Here is an 18,960-nt window from a genome sequence, read left to right as displayed (position 1 = left end):
GAACCGGGCCGAGAGGTCGAGTGTGACCTCCGTCTCCGCCTCCGCCAATCAAGTTGCTTACTGAAACTAAGGATTCTTATGGTTGGTTGTACCAACCAAAGGAATGCCCGATGGGATCGCACTTCGAGTCCTGCGAGCGGTTACTGGAACCGCTCCGCAAGTTGCTGGGAATAAGGCAGCTCGCGCTGCAGCGGGCGCAGCACGGCAACGAACTGAGCACGTCGGGGACCGGTCTGTTGTCCGAGCTGGTCCACGGTGGCGAGTCCAGGGCGTCCGATCTGGCGCACCACCGGGTCGTGGACACCTCCGTGGTGAGCAGACAGCTCGGTCAGCTCGAACAGGAGGGGCTGATCGAGCGCAGACCCGATCCGACCGACCGCAGGGTCTCGTTGCTGCGAGCCACCGAGCGGGGACGGGCCGCACTCGAGGAGCGCGAGCGGCAGAAGGCGCGCTGGCTCAGCGAGGCGGTGCTCGACGACTGGGACGAGAGTCGGCTCGCCGAACTGGACGAACTGCTCCGCGCCCTTTCGGAAGACTTGCTGACCGCTTCCAGACAGCTGCTCGCGACCCCGGAAGACCTCGCGAACCCGGAAGGCACGGCCGAGGAAGGAAATCGATGACCACCTCGAACGTCGCGGGAGCCGGGGCGGGGCTCGCTTCGTCCGGCGAGGCCGCCGACGACCGGGCCCCAGCGCGGGACACCTCGCCCCCCGGTGCCGGTGACCAGGGAGGGGTCGGCGGCCCCATGACGCACCGCCAGGTGCTCAAGGCGCTGACCGGGCTGCTGTTGGCCCTGCTGGTGGCGATCCTGAGCTCCACGATCGTGTCCAACGCGCTGCCCAGGATCACCGCGGAACTCAACGGTACGCAGGGCCAGTACACCTGGGTGGTCACGGCCATGCTGCTGACCTCCACGGCCACCACCCCGATCTGGGGCAAGCTCTCGGACCTGTTCAGCAAGAAACTGCTGTACCAGCTCTCGATCACCATCTTCACGATCGGTTCGGTGCTCGGCGGTTTCTCGCAGTCGATGGGGATGCTCATCGGTTTCCGCGCCATCCAGGGCATCGGTATGGGCGGGATGCAGGCGCTGATCCAGGTGGTGCTCGCCGCGATGGTCGCGCCGCGCGACCGCGGTCGCTACACCGGCTACATCGGTGCCACCTTCGCCGTGGCCACCACCAGTGGACCGCTGGTCGGTGGACTCATCGTGGATTCGCCGCTCGGGTGGCGCTGGTGTTTCTGGGTGACAGCGCCGATCGCGGTGATCGCGTTCCTGGTGCTGGGACGAGTCCTGCGGTTGCCGGTGATCAAGCGCGATGTCTCCATCGACTGGTTCGGCGCGCTGTTCCTCGTCGGCGGAGTGAGCCTGCTGCTGGCGTGGGTGTCGTTGGCGGGCAAGCAGTTCGACTGGCTTTCCTGGGCCACGTTCGGGTTCTTGGCGGGCGGTGTGCTCGCCGTGATACTCGCGGTGTTCGTGGAGACCAGGGTTCGCGAGCCGATCGTGCCGCTGGGAATGTTCCGCAATCCCACGGTCTCGCTGGCGATCGTCGCCATGGTCGCCGTCGGCACGGCCATGTTCGGCGGTGCGGTCTTCCTCGCGCAGTACTTCCAGCTCGGGCGCGGCTACACCCCCACCGAGGCAGGACTGATGACGCTGCCGATGGTGCTCGGCCTGTTCGTCTCCTCGACGGTGACCGGACAGATCATTTCCCGGGTCACCGGCAAGATCAAACCGTTCCTGATCGGGGGCGGTCTGGTGCTGACCCTGGGGATGGGGCTGCTGAGCACGATCGACTCGGACACGCCGCTGCCGCTGGTGGACGTCTACCTCGCCCTCATGGGGATCGGGGTCGGCGCCCTGATGCAGAACCTCGTGCTCGCGGTGCAGAACAGCGTCGACATCAAGGACATGGGCTCGGTCACCTCGGTGGTGACCTTCTTCCGCACCCTCGGCGGGTCCGCCGGGGTCTCGGTGCTCGGCGCCGTGCTGGGCAGCAGGGTCAGCGAGTACGCCCGGGAGGGGATGGCGGAACTGCCCGGACCGACCCCCTCGCTGAGCGGCGGGAACGGCAGCGTCTCGCTGGACATCAACAGTCTCCCCGCCCCGATCGAGGCGATCCTGCACGATTCCTACGGCAGGGCCATCGGGGACCTGTTCCTGATCACCGCCTGCGTCTCGGTGGTGACGCTGCTCGCCGTGCTGTTCATTCGCGAGGTGCCGCTGCGTACCACCGTCGAAAAGCACGACCAGTCGGCGGAGGGCGGTAAGCACCGGGCTGTGGAGAACTTGAGCAAATCTGTGGATAACTCGTCGAGTGGTGGTGACGGATCGGTGGCCGGTTCACCGAGTTCGGCGCAGCCGATCACCCGCGAAGGCCACATATCGGAGGCAGTGGAGCGCCCTGTGAACACATCGGTCGACCCTGTGGACAACTATGTGGAAAGGTCTGTGGACAACGTTGGGGAGAACTCGACGGGTGGCAGGTCAACCGCATTGTCGAACAACGGGTTCGGAGCGAACGGGCACGGCGCGAACGGCGCCAGTCTGGCCGGTTCGCTCTACCCGGACGACGGTGCTCCCACCGTGTGCGGCGTGGTCCGAGGTTCGGCTGGGGTCCCCCTGTCGGGGGTGGTGCTCACGCTCACCGACTCGGTGGGAAATCAGGTCGATCGCACCCACTCGGATGACCAGGGAAACTATCGGGTGAAACCCGCCGGTGGCGGCACCTATGTGCTGATCGCCGCGGCCGACGACTACCAGCCCGCGGCGGCCATGGTCGCGGTATCCGGGCGCACGGTGCGCCACGACGTCGAACTCTCCGGCGGTGGTGGACTGTCCGGCATGGTCCACAGTGGTCCGGTACCGGTGCCGGATGCCACGGTGGTGCTCACCGACGTGCGCGGCTCCGTGGTGGCCGCCGCGCGCACGGGCGGTGGGGGCGGCTACGAGTTCAATGATCTGGTCGGCGGTTCCTACGCCCTGACCGTCACCGCCGAGGGATACCAGCCCACCAGCACCGAGGTGGCGCTGCCCGAGGGGCAGCGCGCCACGCTGGACGTGTCGCTGGAGTCGGGTGCCGAGGTGCGCGGCGTGATCCGCTCGGCCCGGCTCGGGCACGCCGTGCCGGAGGCCCAGGTGACCCTGCTGGACTCCTCGGGTGGCGTGGTCGCGGCCACGGTCACCGGTCCGGACGGGGAGTACCGGTTCACCGACCTCTCGCACGGCGACTACACCGTGATCGCCACCGGTTACGCGCCGACCGCGAACAACCTCAGCGTGCGGGACGAGCACGTCGAGCACGACATCGCCCTCGGTCTGGAGTAGCGGGCGGGCCGGCCCGCCGCGGGTGGCCGGTCCCGTGGGCCGATCGCCGACGGCGCGTTCACCGACCGCGTGTTCACCGACGGCGCGATTCTTCGAACCAGACCGGCGGATCCGGCTACTCCCGGCTCCGCGGTTTCACGCAGGGGAGGACACTCCGATGAGCCTCGGCCAGGGCGAGGTCAGCGAACGGCACGATCCGACACCGAGCGGAGCGGTCACAGTGCGGGTCCGCACGCTCGGTGGTTGGCCGCTGCCGGAAGCGGTGCTCACGGTCACCGACGCCTCGGGAACCCAGGTGGGACGCGTTCCCGCCGACTCGGCGGGGGAAGCCACGGTGCAGGCGCTGCCGCCGGGACGCTACACGGCGATCGTCACGGCGCTGGGGCACCGGCCGCTCGCGCGCACCGCGATGGTGCGGCAGGGCAACGTCGTCGAACTGGACGGGGTGGAGCTCTCCCCGGTGGGAGGCGGTGACGAGCTGCCCGAGCCCGGGTTGTGGCACATCGATCCGGCGCACTCCGCCATCCGTGCCACCGCGAAGCACCTGGGGATCAGCAGCATCCACGGTCGGTTCAACGAGTTCGGTGGTGAGATCCGGATAGCCAGGCCGGTGGAGTCCTCCTCGGTCGACGTCCGGATCGACGCCGCGACCGTGGACACCGGAAACGCGCAGCGCGACGAGCACCTGCGCAGCGGTGACTTCCTCGACGTCGCGAACCACCCCCGGATCGGTTTCACCTCCACCGGGATATCGCGCGGGCACGACCGCTGGGATCTCGACGGCGAACTGACGCTGTGCGGGGTCACCCGTCCGGTGCGGTTGGAGACCAGGTTCACCGGGGTGGGGGCCGACCCGTGGGGCGGCACCAGGGCCTCAGCCTCGGCGAGCACCATCCTGCGGCGCGAGGACTTCGCGATGACCTTCAACCAGTCGCTGAGCACCGGAATCGCCGCGATCGGCACCACGCTGCGGATCGAGCTGGACGTGCAGGCGGTGTTCTCCGAGGGCGCGAGCTGAGCGGGCCGGGCCTCTCGCGGTCTCCGGGATGATGTTTCACGCGAAACAATGCCGTCGCTCCGGTCCCAGGGGCCCCGCCGCGCGGTGGTGCGCGGCGTCGTGCTCCGGGCATCGTTGACTTCGAGTGCGCTGGAAGATCCAGACTCGTCCGCGTGCCGCCCTCGGGGCGCGAACTCCCGGCGGAGTCCCCCGGCGGGGTTCGCCGCACCCGGCGGTTTCGCCCGTTGGTTTCGAGACGAGGTTCGGAGAGCGCATGATCCTGGTGACTTCGGCGACCGGCAACATCGGTCGCTGCCTGGTACGTGACCTGCACGACGCGGGAGTCGCGGTGCGGGCGACCACCCGTGATCCCGGTGGGGCGGAGTTCCCCGACGGGGTCGAGGTCGTATCCGGTGACCTCGAAGATCCGGACTCGCTCCGGGACGCCTTCGCGGGTGTTACGGGGTTCTTCCTGCTCGGTTCTCCCGGCGACGTCCCGGCGATACTGCACCGGGCCGCCGAGGCAGGGGTGCGGCGGGTGGTGCTGGTCTCCTCGCTGCTCGCCGAGACGCAGCCGGACTCCTACATCGGCAGTGGGGCGCTGGCCGGGGAGAAGGCCGTCCGGGACAGCGGGCTCGACTGGACCGTGCTGCGTCCCTGGGAGTTCACCTCCAACGCGTTCCGGTGGATCTCCTCGATAACCGAGCACGGCAGCGTGTACGCCCACGAGACCCCGGAGGGTTCGCAGGTCGTCGATCCCGCCGACATCGCCGCGGTCGCGGCCAGCGTTCTCACCGAGTCGGGCCATGAACAGCGAATCCACTCGCTGACGGGGCCCGAGAAGCTCACCGTCGCGCAGCGGGTGGCCGTGCTGGCCGAGGAACTGGGGCGCCCCGTCGAGTTCGTGGAGCTGAGCACCGAACAGGCCCGGCGACGGATGTTGGAGTACATGCCCGCCGGGATCGTCGAGGACATGCTCGCCACGGAAGGTGGGGATCCGGGGTTGCCGGACACGGTTCGGCGGATCACGGGAAGGCCCGCGCGTACTTTCCGGCAGTGGGCCAGGGGGCACATCGCGGCCTTCGGCTGAGGCCGGGTGCCGCGACATCAACCACCAGCGGGGGACGTTTCGTACGCGAGACGTCCCCCGAACTCGTGGTTGCCCCCGGTTCGAGCGTGTGCGGATGACGAGAGTCGGATCGTGTCTGTATAGTTGAGTCATACAGGCTCAAGTTTGTTTCCATAGTCGCTGTGGTGCGGCTGTTACGTCGGGCGGCCTTCGGGGTATGGCGGGAAGACATGCCCTCGCCGGGGCGACGAAGCCGCTACGAGAGAGGTGAGGAATGGACGCGTTCAACCCGACGACCAAGACCCAACAGGCGATCTCCGCCGCGGCGCAGGCCGCGACGATGGCGGGCAATCCCGACATCGCCCCCGCACACCTGCTGGGTGCGCTGCTGTCGCAGAGTGACGGACTCACCCCCTCGCTGCTCTCGGCGGTGGGCGCCGATCCGGCACGGGTGCGCGAGGAGTGCGAACAGCTCGCCAACGGGCTGCCCTCGGCGAGTGGCTCCACGGTGTCCACGCCGCAACTGTCCCGCGAGTCGATCAAGGCCCTTACCCACAGCCAGCAGCTGGCGACGGAGCTCGGCGACGAGTACGTCTCCACCGAGCACCTGCTCGTCGGGTTGTCCGCCGAGGGAGGGCAGGTCGGTGAGCTGCTCAACCGCTACGGCGCGACCCCCGAAGCGCTCAAGGACGCCTTCACCAAGGTGCGCGGCTCGGCACGCGTCACCAGCCCCGATCCGGAGAGCACCTACAACGCGCTGGAACAGTACGGCCTCGACCTGACCGACCGCGCGCGCAACGGCGATCTCGATCCGGTCATCGGCAGGGACGCCGAGATCCGAAGGGTCGTGCAGGTGCTCTCCCGGCGCACCAAGAACAACCCGGTGCTCATCGGCGAGCCCGGCGTGGGCAAGACCGCGATCGTCGAGGGCCTGGCACAGCGGATCATCGCCGGGGACGTGCCCGAGTCGCTGCGCGACAAGCGGGTCGTCGCGCTGGACATGGGCTCGATGGTCGCCGGCGCCAAGTACCGCGGCGAGTTCGAGGAGCGGCTCAAGGCGGTGCTCAAGGAGATCACCGAGTCCGAGGGGCAGGTGATCACCTTCATCGACGAGCTGCACACCATCGTCGGTGCCGGTGCCACCGGTGAGGGCGCCATGGACGCCGGGAACATGATCAAGCCGATGCTGGCGCGCGGCGAGCTGCGCATGGTCGGCGCGACCACGCTGGACGAGTACCGCAAGCACATCGAGACCGACGCCGCGCTGGAGCGCAGGTTCCAGCAGGTCATGACCGGTGAACCCACTCCGGACGACACCGTGGCGATCCTGCGCGGCCTCAAGGAGCGCTACGAGGTGCACCACGGCGTGCGGATCACCGACGGCGCGCTGGTGGCCGCCGCCACGCTCTCCGACCGCTACATCACCGACCGGTTCCTGCCGGACAAGGCCATCGACCTGGTCGACGAGGCCGCCTCCCGGCTGCGGATGGAGATCGACTCCCGGCCGGTGGAGATCGACGAGGTCGAGCGCGCCGTCCGCAGGCTGGAGATCGAGGAGATGGCGCTGTCCAACGAGGACGACCCCTCCTCGCGGGAGCGCCTCGACTCGCTGCGCCAGGAGCTGGCCGACCAGCGGGAACGGCTGTCCGAGCTGACCGCCCGCTGGCAGCGCGAGAAGGAGTCCATCGACAAGGTCCGCGACCTCAAGAGCAGGCTGGAGTCGGTGCGGGGCGAGTCCGAACGCGCCGAGCGCGACGGCGACCTGGGCAAGGCCGCCGAGCTGCGCTACGGACGCATCCCCCAGCTGGAGAAGGAGCTGGAGCAGGCCACCGAGGAGCAGAACCGCTCCAAGGCGATGCTGCAGGAGGAGGTCACCCCGGACGACGTCGCCGAGGTGGTCAGCTCGTGGACCGGGATCCCGGCGGGCAGACTGCTGGAGGGCGAGACCGAGAAACTGCTGCGCATGGAGGACGCCATCGGGGCGCGCGTCATCGGCCAGCAGGAGGCGGTGCGTGCGGTCTCGGACGCGGTGCGCCGTGCCCGTGCCGGGGTGGCCGACCCGGACCGCCCCACCGGTTCCTTCCTGTTCCTCGGTCCGACCGGTGTCGGCAAGACCGAGTTGGCCAAGGCGCTGGCCGAGTTCCTGTTCGACGACGAGCGCGCGATGGTGCGCATCGACATGAGCGAGTACTCCGAGAAGCACTCGGTGGCACGCCTCGTGGGCGCGCCGCCCGGTTACGTCGGCTACGACCAGGGCGGACAACTCACCGAGACGATACGCAGGCGGCCCTACTCGGTGGTGCTGCTCGACGAGGTGGAGAAGGCGCACCAGGACGTGTTCGACGTGCTGCTGCAGGTGCTCGACGACGGCAGGCTCACCGACGGCCAGGGACGCACCGTGGACTTCCGCAACACCATCCTGGTGATGACCTCCAACCTGGGTTCGCAGGCCATCGCGAATCCCGACCTGTCGGAGTCCGAGCGGGACGAGGCCGTCATGTCGGTGGTGCGCAGCCAGTTCAAGCCGGAGTTCCTGAACCGGCTGGACGGCACGCTGGTCTTCCACGCGCTGTCCACCCAACAGCTGACCTCCATCGTGGACATCCAGGTGGACCGACTGGCCAGGCGGCTGGCGCAGCGGCGGTTGACCCTGGACGTGCGGCAACCCGCGCGGGAATGGCTGGCGGTGCACGGTTTCGACCCGGTGTTCGGCGCCCGGCCACTGCGGCGGCTGGTGGAGTCGGCCATCGGTGACGAGCTGTCCCGCAAGCTGCTGGCCGGTGACATCAAGGACGGTGACAAGGTCACGGTCGATGCGGCCACCGAGGACAACGGGCTGACCGTGAGCTCGGAGTGACGTTTCCCGGCAACCGGTTGCCACGGCTTTCGTGGGTGGTTCCGGGGCGGAACCTCTGGCACGGCTCTCGCTGCGGGTCCCCCGACATCGGGTAGCGATCTACACAACGTCGGGGGCGTCCTCGCGAGAGCCGCACCGGAGAACCCGCGGCGGTGCCGATGGCCAGGGTGGTCGGAGCTCTGCCTGCGAGGGTGGTGGGAGTTCGTCCTGCGTCGATGGCGCGGCGATTTCGCGAGAAATCGACACCGCCCCAGGGTGAGTGCCGTTACGGGATGACTGCGCCGTTACTGGGCGGCCGCGCCGTTACGGGGTGGTTGCGTTGCCGGCCCGGGTTCCGTCCACCGGCGAACCGTCGGTGGAAGATTCGTCCGGAGTCGCTTCCCGGCGGGACGATTCGGTGCCGAACCTGCGCAGCCGCAGGCTGTTGGTGACCACGAACAGCGAGGACAGCGCCATGGCCGCCGCGGCGATCAACGGGTTGAGCAGTCCGAGGGCAGCCAGGGGAAGGGCGGCCAGGTTGTAGCCGAAGGCCCAGGCCAGGTTGCCCCGGATGGTGCGCAGCGTCCGGCGGGCCAGCGTGATCGACTCGGGGACGACCTCCAGCCGGTCCCGCACGAGCAGCAGGTCGGCCGCGTCCAGCGCCACATCGGTACCGGAGATGACGGCGATCCCGAGATCGGCACCGGCGAGTGCGGGAGCGTCGTTGATCCCGTCGCCGACCATGGCCACGGTGCGGCCCTGCTCCCGCAGCCCCGCGATGGTGGCGGCCTTGTCGGCGGGCAGTACCTCGGCCAGCGTCTCGTCGATGCCCACCCGTTCGGCGACCGCTCGCACCGTGGCGGTGTTGTCACCGGAGAGCAGCACCGTGCGCAGCCCGAGCCGGTGCAGCTCACCGACCATGCGAGCCGCCGAGGGCTTTACCGTGTCGGTCAGGGCGAAGATCCCCCGCGCTTGGCCGTCCACAGCCACGGCGACCGTGGTGCGCCCCTGGCTCTCCCACGTCACACGCCTGGCTTCGAGCTCCTCGGGCAGTTCGCTGCCGCGCTCCCGCAGCAGCCTTGCCGAACCCACCAGCACGGAACGGCCCGCCACCGTCCCGGCCGCGCCCAGTCCGGAGAGGCTGGTGAAGTCCGTGACCGGCTCCGGCCGTCCGAGCTCGTCCCCGGCCAGCGAGCTGATCGCCCGCGCCACGGCGTGTTCGCAGGCGTCCTCCACGGCGCCCGCGAGCCGCAGTACCGTGGCGGTGTCGGTGTCCGCGGTGGTGCGCAGGTCGACTACGGCCATCCTGCCGGTGGTCAGGGTGCCGGTCTTGTCCAGCACCACGGTGTCGATCGCCCGGGCGGATTCCAGGGCCCGGTGCCCCTTGATGAAGATTCCCAGCTGCGCACCGCGCCCCGTGGCCGCCAGCAGCGCGGTGGGAGTGGCCAGCCCCAGCGCACAGGGGCAGGCGATGATCAGCACGGTCAGCGCGGCGCTGAAGGCCCGTTCCGGAGGGGCATCGAGCAGCCACCAGCTCAGCAGGGTCAGCGTGGCCAGCACGCCGACGGCGGGCACGAACCAGCCGGAGATCCGGTCGGCCAGCCGCTGCGTCCGGGCCTTGTCGTGCTGCGCCCGCTCGACCAGCCCCCGCAGCCGGGCGAGTTGGGTCTCCTCGCCGACGCGTGTCGCCCGCACAACCAGTCGGCCGCTCGTGAGGATGGTGCCTCCCACGACCGCGTCACCCGCCGAAGCCTCTACGGGGACCGGTTCGCCGCTCATCGCGCTGGTGTCCACGGTGCCGTGCCCGCGCAGCACCTCGCCGTCGGTGGCCACGGTCTCACCGGGGCGAACCGTGAAGTGGTCCTCGCGCCGCAGCCGCTCGACCGGCACCCGACTCTCGTTGCCGTCCCGGTCCAGTACCGCGACGTCCTTGGCACCGAGCGCGGCCAGCGCGTGCAGCGCACCGCCCGCCCGCTGTTTGGCCTTGGCCTCGAGCAGCCGTCCGGCGAGCATGAAAATGGTGACCGCCGCGGCCACGTCCAGGTAGACCGATCCGGCGGGCTCCAGCAGCAGTCCCGTCAGACCCTGGTCGCCGGTCGTTGCTTCCCGATAGGCGAAGATCGTGTAGCCCGACCAGCAGGCGGACGTCAGGATGCCGATGGAGACCAGGGTGTCCATGGAGGTGGTTCCGTGGCGGGCCTGCACCAGGGCCTGGCGGTGGAAGGGCCAGGCACACCAGGTGGCGACCGGCAGCGTCAAAGCCAGCAACACCCACGACCACCCCGGGAACCGCAGTGAGGGGGTCAGGGCCAGCGTGATCGACAGGTCGGCCAGCGGCACCCCGCACAGCAGCGCCACCACCAGGCGGCGCCACAGGTAGCGGACCCGGTCGGCCGGGTCACCGTCCTGCTGGCTGTCGGGTCGGATCACCTCCGCGCCGTATCCCGCTGTCTCGACCTGCCGAAGCAACCGTTCCACCGCTACACCGCTCGACGCCTCGACGGTGGCCTTCTCGGTGGCGTAGTTGACGCTGGCCGACACGCCGTCGAGCTTGTTGAGCTTGCGCTGCACCCGCGTCGCGCACGCGGCGCAGGTCATCCCCGTGACGGCCAGGTCCACCGAGTAGCCCTCGGAGTCCGACTCCTCGGACGGTGCCACCGAAGTCATCGGCTCCCCCGCTCCGGCCGGTCGTGCCACGTGTTCCCGGTGCCGTACTCGGCCGCGGCGGGATCCGCCGGGGCGGCCTCGCCGGTGGAACCGCCCGGGGAGTGCGGCTCCGTGTCCTGGTATGAATCCGTGTCCTGGTATGAATCAGTGCCCTGGTGCGGTCCCGAACCCTGGTGTGATCCCGAGCCCTGGTGCAGCCGGGCGAGCATGGCGTTGTAGTCGGCCAGCGCCTGCTCGTCGGCGTCCACATCGGCGGAGTCGCGCAGCGCGGGAGCCGCCCCCGACGCGGTTTGGGTCAGCGCGCTGCGGCGCGCGGACTCCAACCACGTGCCGAAGCCCGCTTCCGGGCCGCGCGAGCGCAGCCACACCCCGACGGTGATCAGTGCCAGCACGGCCATGGTGGCGTCGCCGAAGAACCACATGATCGCTCCGGCGAGGTGCTGGTCGTCCAGCAGCGTCGGTCCCCAGTCGGGGCGGGCCAGGCGATAGCCCGGCGCGATGGGGTTGGGAGCCATCATCAGCACCACGCCGACCAGGGTGTCCGGCAGCATTCCCGCCATCAGCAGCACCACGCGCAGCGGATGGGGGAAGTGCCGCCACCGGAGCGGTTCGCTGCCGAGAACGGGAAGGAAGAGCAGGTAACCACTGGTCAGGTACAGCACGATCTCGAAGTGCCGCAGCCACTCGTGCTCCAGTCGCAGCTGCGCGAACACCGTCAGGTGAGTGACCACTAGCACGACGGTGTAATACACGAACGAGGTCGCCGGGTGGGTGAGCGCGTTCACGGTCCCGCTTCGCAGCGCGTTCTCCAGACGCCGTGATGCGGTGGTTCCGCTCGCCGCGACCCAGAGCTCCAGCGGACGCCCCACGATCAGCAGGATCGGCACCGCCATGATCAGCACCAGGTGCTGGACCATGTGCACCCAGGTCAGGGCTTCGCTGTAGACGCCGATCGCGCTGTTGACGGCCACGACCAGTGCGAGCAGCCCGCCCAGGAAGGCCGCGGCGCGGCGGATCGGCCAGCGGCCGAGGTGTCGGTACCGCAGCAGTCCCGCGAGGTAGGTCACGGCCAGCAGCACCACGAGTACGTCCCAGGGCGAGAGCTGCCAACTGGTCAGCGCGTTCGACCAGGTCAGGGGGTCCACCGCCGACATCCTCCTCGTTTTCCGCTACATGACCGCGAACATGTAGGCCATGCTCGCCGCCATCACCGCCAGCGTCACCCGCACTCCCACGGTGGAATGCGCGACCAGCCCCACCACCGGCCCCGCCGTCGGGTCGGGCGCGGGTTCGGCCGTCAGCGGTGTCACCCCGTGCTCGTGCTGCCGGACGGGTTCCGCCGCCGGGGTGGACGTGGTGGCGACGGTGGCCGGAACCCGGTGGTTGAACACCGGAAGTCGGTCCCATGCTCCCACGCCGTAGGCCACCGCCTGGCAGGTCAGGTAGACCACGAACACCCAGTTCAGCCAGTCCGGGCGTGCCGTCGGCGCCAGCAGCATGTAGGCCATCGCCGCCATGTCCACAGTGGACAAGAACCACAGCGGGTTGAGCGCACCCTCGCGGACGCGGAAAGTGACGGTGATGGCGGCCTGTGTGAGTGTCACGAGAACGAACAGGGCCAGCCCGACCCGGTACAGCTCCGGGTTCGTCATGCGGGGGAACAGATACATCAGGGCCATACCCGCCGCCATGACCGTGTGCCCCGTGTGCCATGCGCGGTGTTGCCCGGACATCGCGATCAGGTGGCCGGCGTGCACCAAGATCACCACTAAAAGTGCCAGCGCCCACACGATTCGTAACCACATGGGTAAAAGTGGCATGTGCATTGCCGCCATCTCACCGTGCATGCCCGTTTCCGTTTCTCGACCGTCGAGTCGTGGGACGAACCGTGTTCGCCGTGCACGTCGTCCGGAGGGGCCGTTCGGTTCCCGGGGTTCGTCCGAAGCCGCACCGGAAGTGGACAACGTCACACCGGGCCGACGATTTCGCGAGAAATCGACGCCGCCGGTGTCACCCTCACCCGGCCGTAGATTTCTCGCGAAATCTACGCCGGGGTGGCGGGATCCGGTCGAGTTCGGTCAGCGGTGTCCGGAAACGGCGGCCGAGGTGACCTCGATAATCCTCGCGACGCCGACGGGCGGTCGACTCTCGTGCATCGTGATCGCGTCGCCCGCGCCCAGGTGCCGCCACTGCTCCGGGCTGAGCGGGGCGAGCCGGACCGTGGCGCTGTGCCCCGGTGGCAGTTCGGCGAGCCCTTCCGACCAGAGCCCCGCGACGTTGAGAGGCCGCTCACTTCCGGGAGCGCGGTTACCGATGTTCCAAAGCGGTCGGAGTCGTCCGTCGCCGGGAACCGGGATTCGTCGTCCACCCTCACTGGTCGGCAGCAGGCTCAGCCGTGCCCGGACCGTGCCGTGTCGCGTCTCGTAGTCGCGCAGCACACACCACGCGGCCGTTTCCGTGAGCCTCAGTTGTCGTGCGCTCTCGGTGAGCATCCGCCAGAAGTCGACGGGGACCGGATGTGACTCGCCGATCCGCAGCAGCAGGTCGAGTGCCAGTTCCCAGTCCCCAGCCCGCTGACAGTCCCGAACGTCGTCCGGGAGTGCCCCGTTCTCGGCCCGCGCGTGTTCCGGCAACAGCTCAGTAGCCCGGCGGATGAGCGTGAAGGCGTCGTGCACCCCGAACATCCTTCCCGGCACGGCGCATTCCCAGCTACGGTCCCCTCACCCGGCCGTCGTTCTCTCGCGAAATCGCCGCGCCGGTATCACTCCCCCCGGAGTGCGATGGCGAGCAGATCGCGGGCCGGGCCGCGCAGCGGCGTTCCTTCGGGCCAGACCGCGCGCAGGCTCCGGGTCAGATCGAGTTCGGCTACCCCGACCCGCACGAGCGTTCCCGCGGCGAGTTCGGTGCTCACGGCACGGGCGCTGAGTACGGCGGGACCGATCCCGCCGGTCACGGCCGCCTTGATCGCGGTGGTGGAGGAGACCTCCAGCAGTGGCTCGGCGGTTTCGAGCCCGGCGTGTTCCCGCAGTGCCCGTTCCAGCGCCCAACGGGTTCCGGAGCCGCGTTCCCGGCTGACCAACGAGGTGGCGGCCAGTTCCTCGGCCCTCGGCTCACGTCGGCGGTTGGCCCAGGGGTGCGCTGGCGCGACGACCAGTGCCAGCTCGTCCCTGGCGACCTCACGCGCGGACAGTCCACTCGCCACTTCCGGGCTCTCGACGAATCCGATGTCGGCCGTACCGGCTAGCACGCTCGTCGCGACCTCCGCCGAGTTGCCCGAGTCCAGCGCGACAACGGTCTCCGGGTCGGCGGCCCGCAGCGCGATCAACCAGCGGGGCAGCAGGTACTCGGCCACCGTCAGGCTCGCCGCGATCCGGACGTGGCCGTGGCGATCGGCCCGCAGGGCGGCGATGCCCGCGGCCAGGTCCGAGGCGGCTTCGACAGTGGCCTGCGCCCAGCTCGCCACGAGTTCTCCCGCCGTGGTCAGCCGGGTTCCGCGCGCGCGACGTTCGAGCAGGGCGGTGCCGACATCGGCCTCCAACTGCCGCAGCCGCGCGCTGGCGGCGGGTTGGGACATGCCGTGCGAGCCTGCCGCCTGCCCGATACTGCCGAGTTCGGCCACGCTCAGCAGCAACTCGTAACCGGTCAGATCGCGTACCGACCGGGGTAACGGCCGAGAAGACATAGGCACAGCTTATGCACTCCCAATCGACGAGGGACTACTCGGCCGCGACGAATCGAACGAGGGTGGAAGCATGACCGGCACCGCCCTCGCCGAGGAACCCGCGACGTCGCGACGCTTCGTCCCGTTGCGCGAACTCGACCATCCGGCCCGGGTCTTCGCCCGACTCGGTCCCAACTGGTTCGCCTCCGTGATGGGGACCGGCATCGTGGCCAACGCCGCCGCGACCCTGCCGGTGTGGTTGCCCGGGGTGCGTACCGCGGCCACCGTGGTCTGGGCGTTCGGTGCGCTGCTGCTCCTCGCGCTCTGCGCCGCGTGGGCGGTGCACTGGACCCGCCACACCGGGACGGCGCGTGGTCATGCCCACGATCCGGTCATGGCCCAGTTCTGGGGCGCTCCTCCGATGGCGCTGATGACGGTCGGTGCGGGCACCCTGCTGTTGGGCAGGGACTGGATCGGGCTCGCCCCCGCGCTCACCGTGAACTGGATACTGTGGACGGCCGGAACCCTTCTCGGGCTGTTCACCACCGCGTGGATCCCCTACCGGATGATGACCACGCACGACATAACGCGTGACAGCGCCTTCGGCGGCTGGCTGATGCCCGTGGTTCCCCCGATGGTCTCGGCCGCCAACGGCGCACTGCTCGTCGAGCACCTGCCGGCGGGGCAGCCCCGCCTGGCCATGCTGCTGGGCTGCTACGCGATGTTCGGCATCAGCCTGTTCGCGACGCTGTTCATCGTTCCGCAGCTCTGGCAGCGCCTGCTGCGCCACAAGATCGGCGCCGCGGCGACCGTACCCACCGTGTGGATCGTGCTCGGCCCGCTCGGGCAGTCCGTCACGGCGGTCAACCTGCTGGCCCGTCCGGCCGGGAGCGTCCTGCCGGCGCCCTACGGGGCGGCCGCCGACGCCCTCGGTCTGTTCTACGGGGTGGCCGCCTGGGGATTCGCCCTCGTCTGGCTGACGCTGGCCGCCGCGCTCACCGTCCGCACCGCCCGTTCCGGGCTGCCCTTCGCGCTGACCTGGTGGAGTTTCACCTTCCCGGTGGGCACCGTCGTAACCGGCACCAGCGGCCTGGCCGCCCGCACCGGTTCGCTGCTGTTCACCGTTGTCGCCGTGGCGCTCTACCTGCTGCTGGTGCTCGCGTGGCTCACCGTGGCCGTGCGCACGGCACACGGCAGTTACCGGGGTGGGCTGTTCTGACCGACAGCCGGGACCCACCGGGGGTCTGGTCGGGGCCGGGGCGTCGATTTCCCGCTTGGTTTCAAGGGGTGGGTGCAACACCTTTGGAATGATGTTGGTGGAGGTGTTGCGGGTGTCCTCGGTGGTGGCGATTCGGCCATTGATCCCGCCGGAACGAGATCGACGCTCCGGATGGGGCAGCGCTCCGGATGGGGCAGCACCGCGACGCCGCCTGCCTCGAATCGTTGCTTCCCGAGTCCCGCCGCCGATGCCCGCTTCGAAGGCAGCCCCACGATCTCCCGCTCAAATCTCCACGAGATTGTGCAGCCGGAGCGCGAACCTTATCTCCGCCGCGGGCCTGCCCGACTGCCAGACGGGTCCGATCAGCTCGCTTATCCGGTCGATTCGACGTTCGACGGTGTTGGGGTGCACACCGAGAATCTCCGCGGTGCTGGTCGGTTCTCCCGAGCACATCAGCAGAACTTCGAGGGTTCTGGTCAGTTCGGCACGGCGCAGCCTGTCGTACTCGATAACGGGACCGATCGTGTCCTCGATGAAGCTGTCCCTGAACATCTCCTGCTCCCTCCGCTATGTTCCGACTCCGTGACGTGCGGTTTCGTACAGCTCGTCCCAGGTGCTGACATGATCGTGCGTCAAGCGGTCACAGACCGCCTCGTTGACCGCCTCGTGGTTCACACCGAGGCTCTCCAAGGAGTCGAACACTCGCTCGGCTTCCCGTTGGGTGTCGGTCACCGCGTCTCCTCGCGGCATCCCCCGCTCGGCGAACCGCCGCAGCGTTCGTCGTCGCATGGAGGCGATCGCGTCCCACACGACGAGCTCCTCCACGTAGCGGTACTCGTTCTCGGACAGGAACGTGGCCGGCTCCAAGTGGGTCCATCGGATTCGTTGCGGTTGCGCACCCAGATCCGCCAGCTCGCGCCATCGACGGTCGGTGAGCCGCTCCTCGTGGTTGCGGAACAGCAGTCTCGCCTTTGCCAGCGCGACTTCGCTGCCCAACCTCGGATGCCGTGTCGACGACGCCGCGTCCAGCTCCCGCACGCACTCGCTGCCGACGGGCTCGATCGGTACCGAGACCACCGCGAGCAGTCGTGACAGATCCCTACCCGCTTCGTGCGCTCTGACCAGACCCGCCAGCCAGCCGTCGGTGACCGCATCGTGCTGTTCGAGGGTGATGACCGGACCGGAATCCACGCCGATTCCCCGCGCCAGCAGCTCGGTGATGGCACCAAAACCGTCCTCGGTCGGTGGCAGGCGCACCAGTAGATTCGGCTGGTCGACGCTGTGCCACAGCGTGATGGCGGCATCCACCATGTCGTTACCCCACCTGGGGTCCACGCTGATCGTGACGTAGCCGTCCCGAGCCCGGCTCTGTTCGTACACCGGTCGCAGTATCGAACAGGCCCGCCGTGCGTCCGTGGCGAGCAGTTCGGTCACAGCGGCGGCGGGCGTGATTTCGTGCGCACGCAGTTCGGACAACTGCTTCCGATGACGTCTGTTGCTCGTCACCCGCTCCAGTAACGACTCGGGTCCGTGGACAGCCCCGGTCACCTCGCCCGCGCGGACGCTGTGGCGCAGTGACTCGTCGCTCCCCTCGGAGCCAAGATCGGTCAGCCATCGGGAAACCCCTTCGTTCCCGAGCTGCGTGAGCGGGTCGATCGTTCGCACGGTTACCTTCTTCCGTTCGCGGACGCCCCGGCGCGATCACACGCGAACCGGGGACGGCTGCCTTGTTCGGCACGCCGTCCGTCCGGTCCTCGCGGCAGTACATAGGCGTCGATAATGAACTCCGCGGACATGATGAGCCAGTTCCACGGAGGACTGTTCGGAAATTCGATTGCTTGGCCCGGGCGTGGACGTGGCGGGCTACGGCAGCTTCGACGGACGCGTGCCACGACCAGCCGGTTCCACATCGGGGCGATAGCTGGAAAACACCGACGTCTGTCCGTGCCTACCCAGCTCGTATAGGACGTGTGCCGCCGACACCAGGGTGAAGTGTCGGTGCCACCCGGCGAAGGATCGGCCCACGAAATCCATGATCCCGAGCTGTTCCGCCCCTTCACCGCTCTTGCGCTCGACATATCGGTCGAGCCTGGCCAGCCGATACAACGCGTTGGTGTGCGCGGTGGTCAGGTCGGTCAGCCAGAGCTCTTCGGGCCAGGTGCCGCCGCCTCGGCCGATTCCCATCAGCAGGAAACGTCCGCCCCGCTTCGCGTGTCCCGTCGTACCGGGACGTCCGAGCGTGCTTACACGCGTGGTCGCGGCGAGCTCGACCGTGCCCGTGCCATTCGGCGGAGTGGGGGCCACACGAGTTCGGCTGTCCCGGATCGCGCGTATAATGTTGCTCGCCAGCGCGGGCTCCGTCCCCCAACCGGACAACGACGGATCGTTGGGAATCAGTGTGGTGTCACCTGTGATCCGCGTCATCTGCGGAACCCCCTCGGCACGCAGTTCCTCGACCATCTCGGTGGTTCCCAGTCCGCGGGCGTCGACCACAACCGGCCGTTGTTTGAGCTCGTGGCGTGCGGGAAGGTCCAGATACGCCCGCACGGCGGTTGTCGCCATGCTCTCGGCCACCGAGTCGTGCGGGACCGAGGCGCACTCTCGCTTTCGCTCGTCCTCCAACCAAGCCTGGGGAAGGTTGAGTCGCCAGTTCACCGGGTTGCAGACCGCTTCGGAAACTCCCCAAACGCCCACGGCCTGTTGGGCGTTGAGTACTTGCCCCCTGTTGGGGGAGAAAATCCTGGTGACGCCGACCGAGTGCTCGCCTGACTTCGGAATGAGCATCGGCCGCAGCACCCAGGCACGCGGTGGATCCCGATGAGCCAGATAGCGGAGCAACGCCTCCCGCAGTGGTTTCCAGTCCCAGGTGGAATCATTGATGAAATGATGCAGACTCTGCTCGTTGACATGATCACCCAGAAAAGCCGCGATGTTTCGAACCGTTTTCCGTCCCGGTGCGCGTAAGAGGCCGAGCAGATAATTAATGCCCTTTCGTCGCTGGTCCGAACGGGCCAGTGAAGCGAATAGTATCGGGCACAGGTCAGCGAGAAGCTCGTCCGAACATAACTCGCCCGAGCCGTCCTCGGTCCTCTTTTCCTGATGATCCAATGGAAGCATCGATACCCCAGTCTCTTCGTGACTACGGGTTTTCCGAAGCGACGCGCCCACCGTTACCGGCTTGTC

Annotated in this window: 14 protein-coding genes; 6 read left to right on the top strand and 8 right to left on the bottom strand. The window is 68.7% G+C overall.

The window, feature by feature from the left end:
* Positions 1-110: 110 nt before the first annotated feature.
* From J2S53_RS15270 to clpB, 5 genes are all read left to right on the top strand, one after another.
* Entirely contained in the window at positions 111-620 is a 510-nt protein-coding gene (locus J2S53_RS15270) for a MarR family winged helix-turn-helix transcriptional regulator (protein WP_456241535.1), read from the top strand.
* A complete protein-coding gene (locus J2S53_RS15265; protein ID WP_456241534.1) occupies positions 617-3,328 on the top strand; it encodes an MFS transporter in 2,712 nt (903 codons plus the stop codon). Before J2S53_RS15270 ends, J2S53_RS15265 begins: the two co-directional genes overlap by 4 nt.
* A 157-nt stretch (positions 3,329-3,485) precedes the next feature.
* The gene (locus tag J2S53_RS15260) at positions 3,486-4,346 is read left to right on the top strand and encodes a YceI family protein (protein WP_456241533.1); all 861 of its coding nucleotides are present in this window, start codon (positions 3,486-3,488) and stop codon (positions 4,344-4,346) included.
* A gap of 253 nt (positions 4,347-4,599) precedes the next feature.
* The gene (locus J2S53_RS15255) at positions 4,600-5,415 is read left to right on the top strand and encodes an NAD(P)H-binding protein (protein WP_456241532.1); all 816 of its coding nucleotides are present in this window, start codon (positions 4,600-4,602) and stop codon (positions 5,413-5,415) included.
* A gap of 253 nt (positions 5,416-5,668) precedes the next feature.
* The gene (gene clpB / locus J2S53_RS15250; protein ID WP_456241531.1) at positions 5,669-8,251 is read left to right on the top strand and encodes an ATP-dependent chaperone ClpB; all 2,583 of its coding nucleotides are present in this window, start codon (positions 5,669-5,671) and stop codon (positions 8,249-8,251) included.
* Positions 8,252-8,554: 303 nt separating this feature from the next.
* Here clpB and J2S53_RS15245 read toward each other — a convergent pair whose 3' ends face one another.
* From J2S53_RS15245 to J2S53_RS15225, 5 genes are all read right to left on the bottom strand, one after another.
* The gene (locus J2S53_RS15245; RefSeq protein WP_456241530.1) at positions 8,555-10,897 is read right to left on the bottom strand and encodes a heavy metal translocating P-type ATPase; all 2,343 of its coding nucleotides are present in this window, start codon (positions 10,895-10,897) and stop codon (positions 8,555-8,557) included.
* Positions 10,894-12,042: a cytochrome c oxidase assembly protein gene (locus J2S53_RS15240; protein ID WP_456241529.1), complete on the bottom strand. Its 1,149-nt coding sequence runs from the start codon at positions 12,040-12,042 to the stop codon at positions 10,894-10,896. Before J2S53_RS15240 ends, J2S53_RS15245 begins: the two co-directional genes overlap by 4 nt.
* A 24-nt stretch (positions 12,043-12,066) precedes the next feature.
* Positions 12,067-12,702 (bottom strand): DUF5134 domain-containing protein, encoded by a 636-nt coding sequence (locus tag J2S53_RS15235; RefSeq protein ID WP_456241528.1) that lies wholly within the window; start codon positions 12,700-12,702, stop codon positions 12,067-12,069.
* A 273-nt stretch (positions 12,703-12,975) separates the two neighbouring features.
* A complete protein-coding gene (locus J2S53_RS15230; RefSeq protein ID WP_456241527.1) occupies positions 12,976-13,593 on the bottom strand; it encodes a hypothetical protein in 618 nt (205 codons plus the stop codon).
* A 65-nt stretch (positions 13,594-13,658) separates the two neighbouring features.
* Positions 13,659-14,579, bottom strand: coding sequence for a LysR family transcriptional regulator (locus tag J2S53_RS15225; protein WP_456241526.1), 921 nt, complete (start codon positions 14,577-14,579; stop codon positions 13,659-13,661).
* A gap of 70 nt (positions 14,580-14,649) precedes the next feature.
* Here J2S53_RS15225 and J2S53_RS15220 point away from each other — a divergent pair, with 70 nt between their 5' ends.
* Positions 14,650-15,777 carry a TDT family transporter gene (locus J2S53_RS15220; protein ID WP_456241525.1) on the top strand — a complete coding sequence of 376 codons (1,128 nt, stop codon included), beginning with the start codon at positions 14,650-14,652 and terminating at the stop codon, positions 15,775-15,777.
* A gap of 282 nt (positions 15,778-16,059) precedes the next feature.
* On the opposite strand, the gene J2S53_RS15215 is transcribed toward J2S53_RS15220, so the two are convergent.
* The 3 genes from J2S53_RS15215 to J2S53_RS15205 form a co-directional block, all read right to left on the bottom strand.
* On the bottom strand, positions 16,060-16,329 hold the full coding sequence (locus tag J2S53_RS15215; RefSeq protein ID WP_456241524.1) for a PucR family transcriptional regulator: 270 nt from the start codon (positions 16,327-16,329) through the stop codon (positions 16,060-16,062).
* 15 nt (positions 16,330-16,344) lie between these two features.
* Complete coding sequence (locus J2S53_RS15210) at positions 16,345-17,442, bottom strand: transaldolase family protein (RefSeq protein WP_456241523.1); 1,098 nt, start codon at positions 17,440-17,442, stop codon at positions 16,345-16,347.
* Between the two features lie 198 nt (positions 17,443-17,640).
* Positions 17,641-18,894 (bottom strand): IS701 family transposase, encoded by a 1,254-nt coding sequence (locus J2S53_RS15205; protein WP_456241522.1) that lies wholly within the window; start codon positions 18,892-18,894, stop codon positions 17,641-17,643.
* Between the last annotated feature and the right edge of the window lie 66 nt (positions 18,895-18,960).

It is taken from the genome of Actinopolyspora lacussalsi, assembly GCA_030803735.1.
GTDB classification, from domain to species: Bacteria; Actinomycetota; Actinomycetes; order Mycobacteriales; family Pseudonocardiaceae; genus Actinopolyspora; species Actinopolyspora lacussalsi.
The sequence above is the reverse complement of the archived record's forward strand: the minus strand, read 5'-3'. Positions and strand labels throughout refer to the sequence as shown.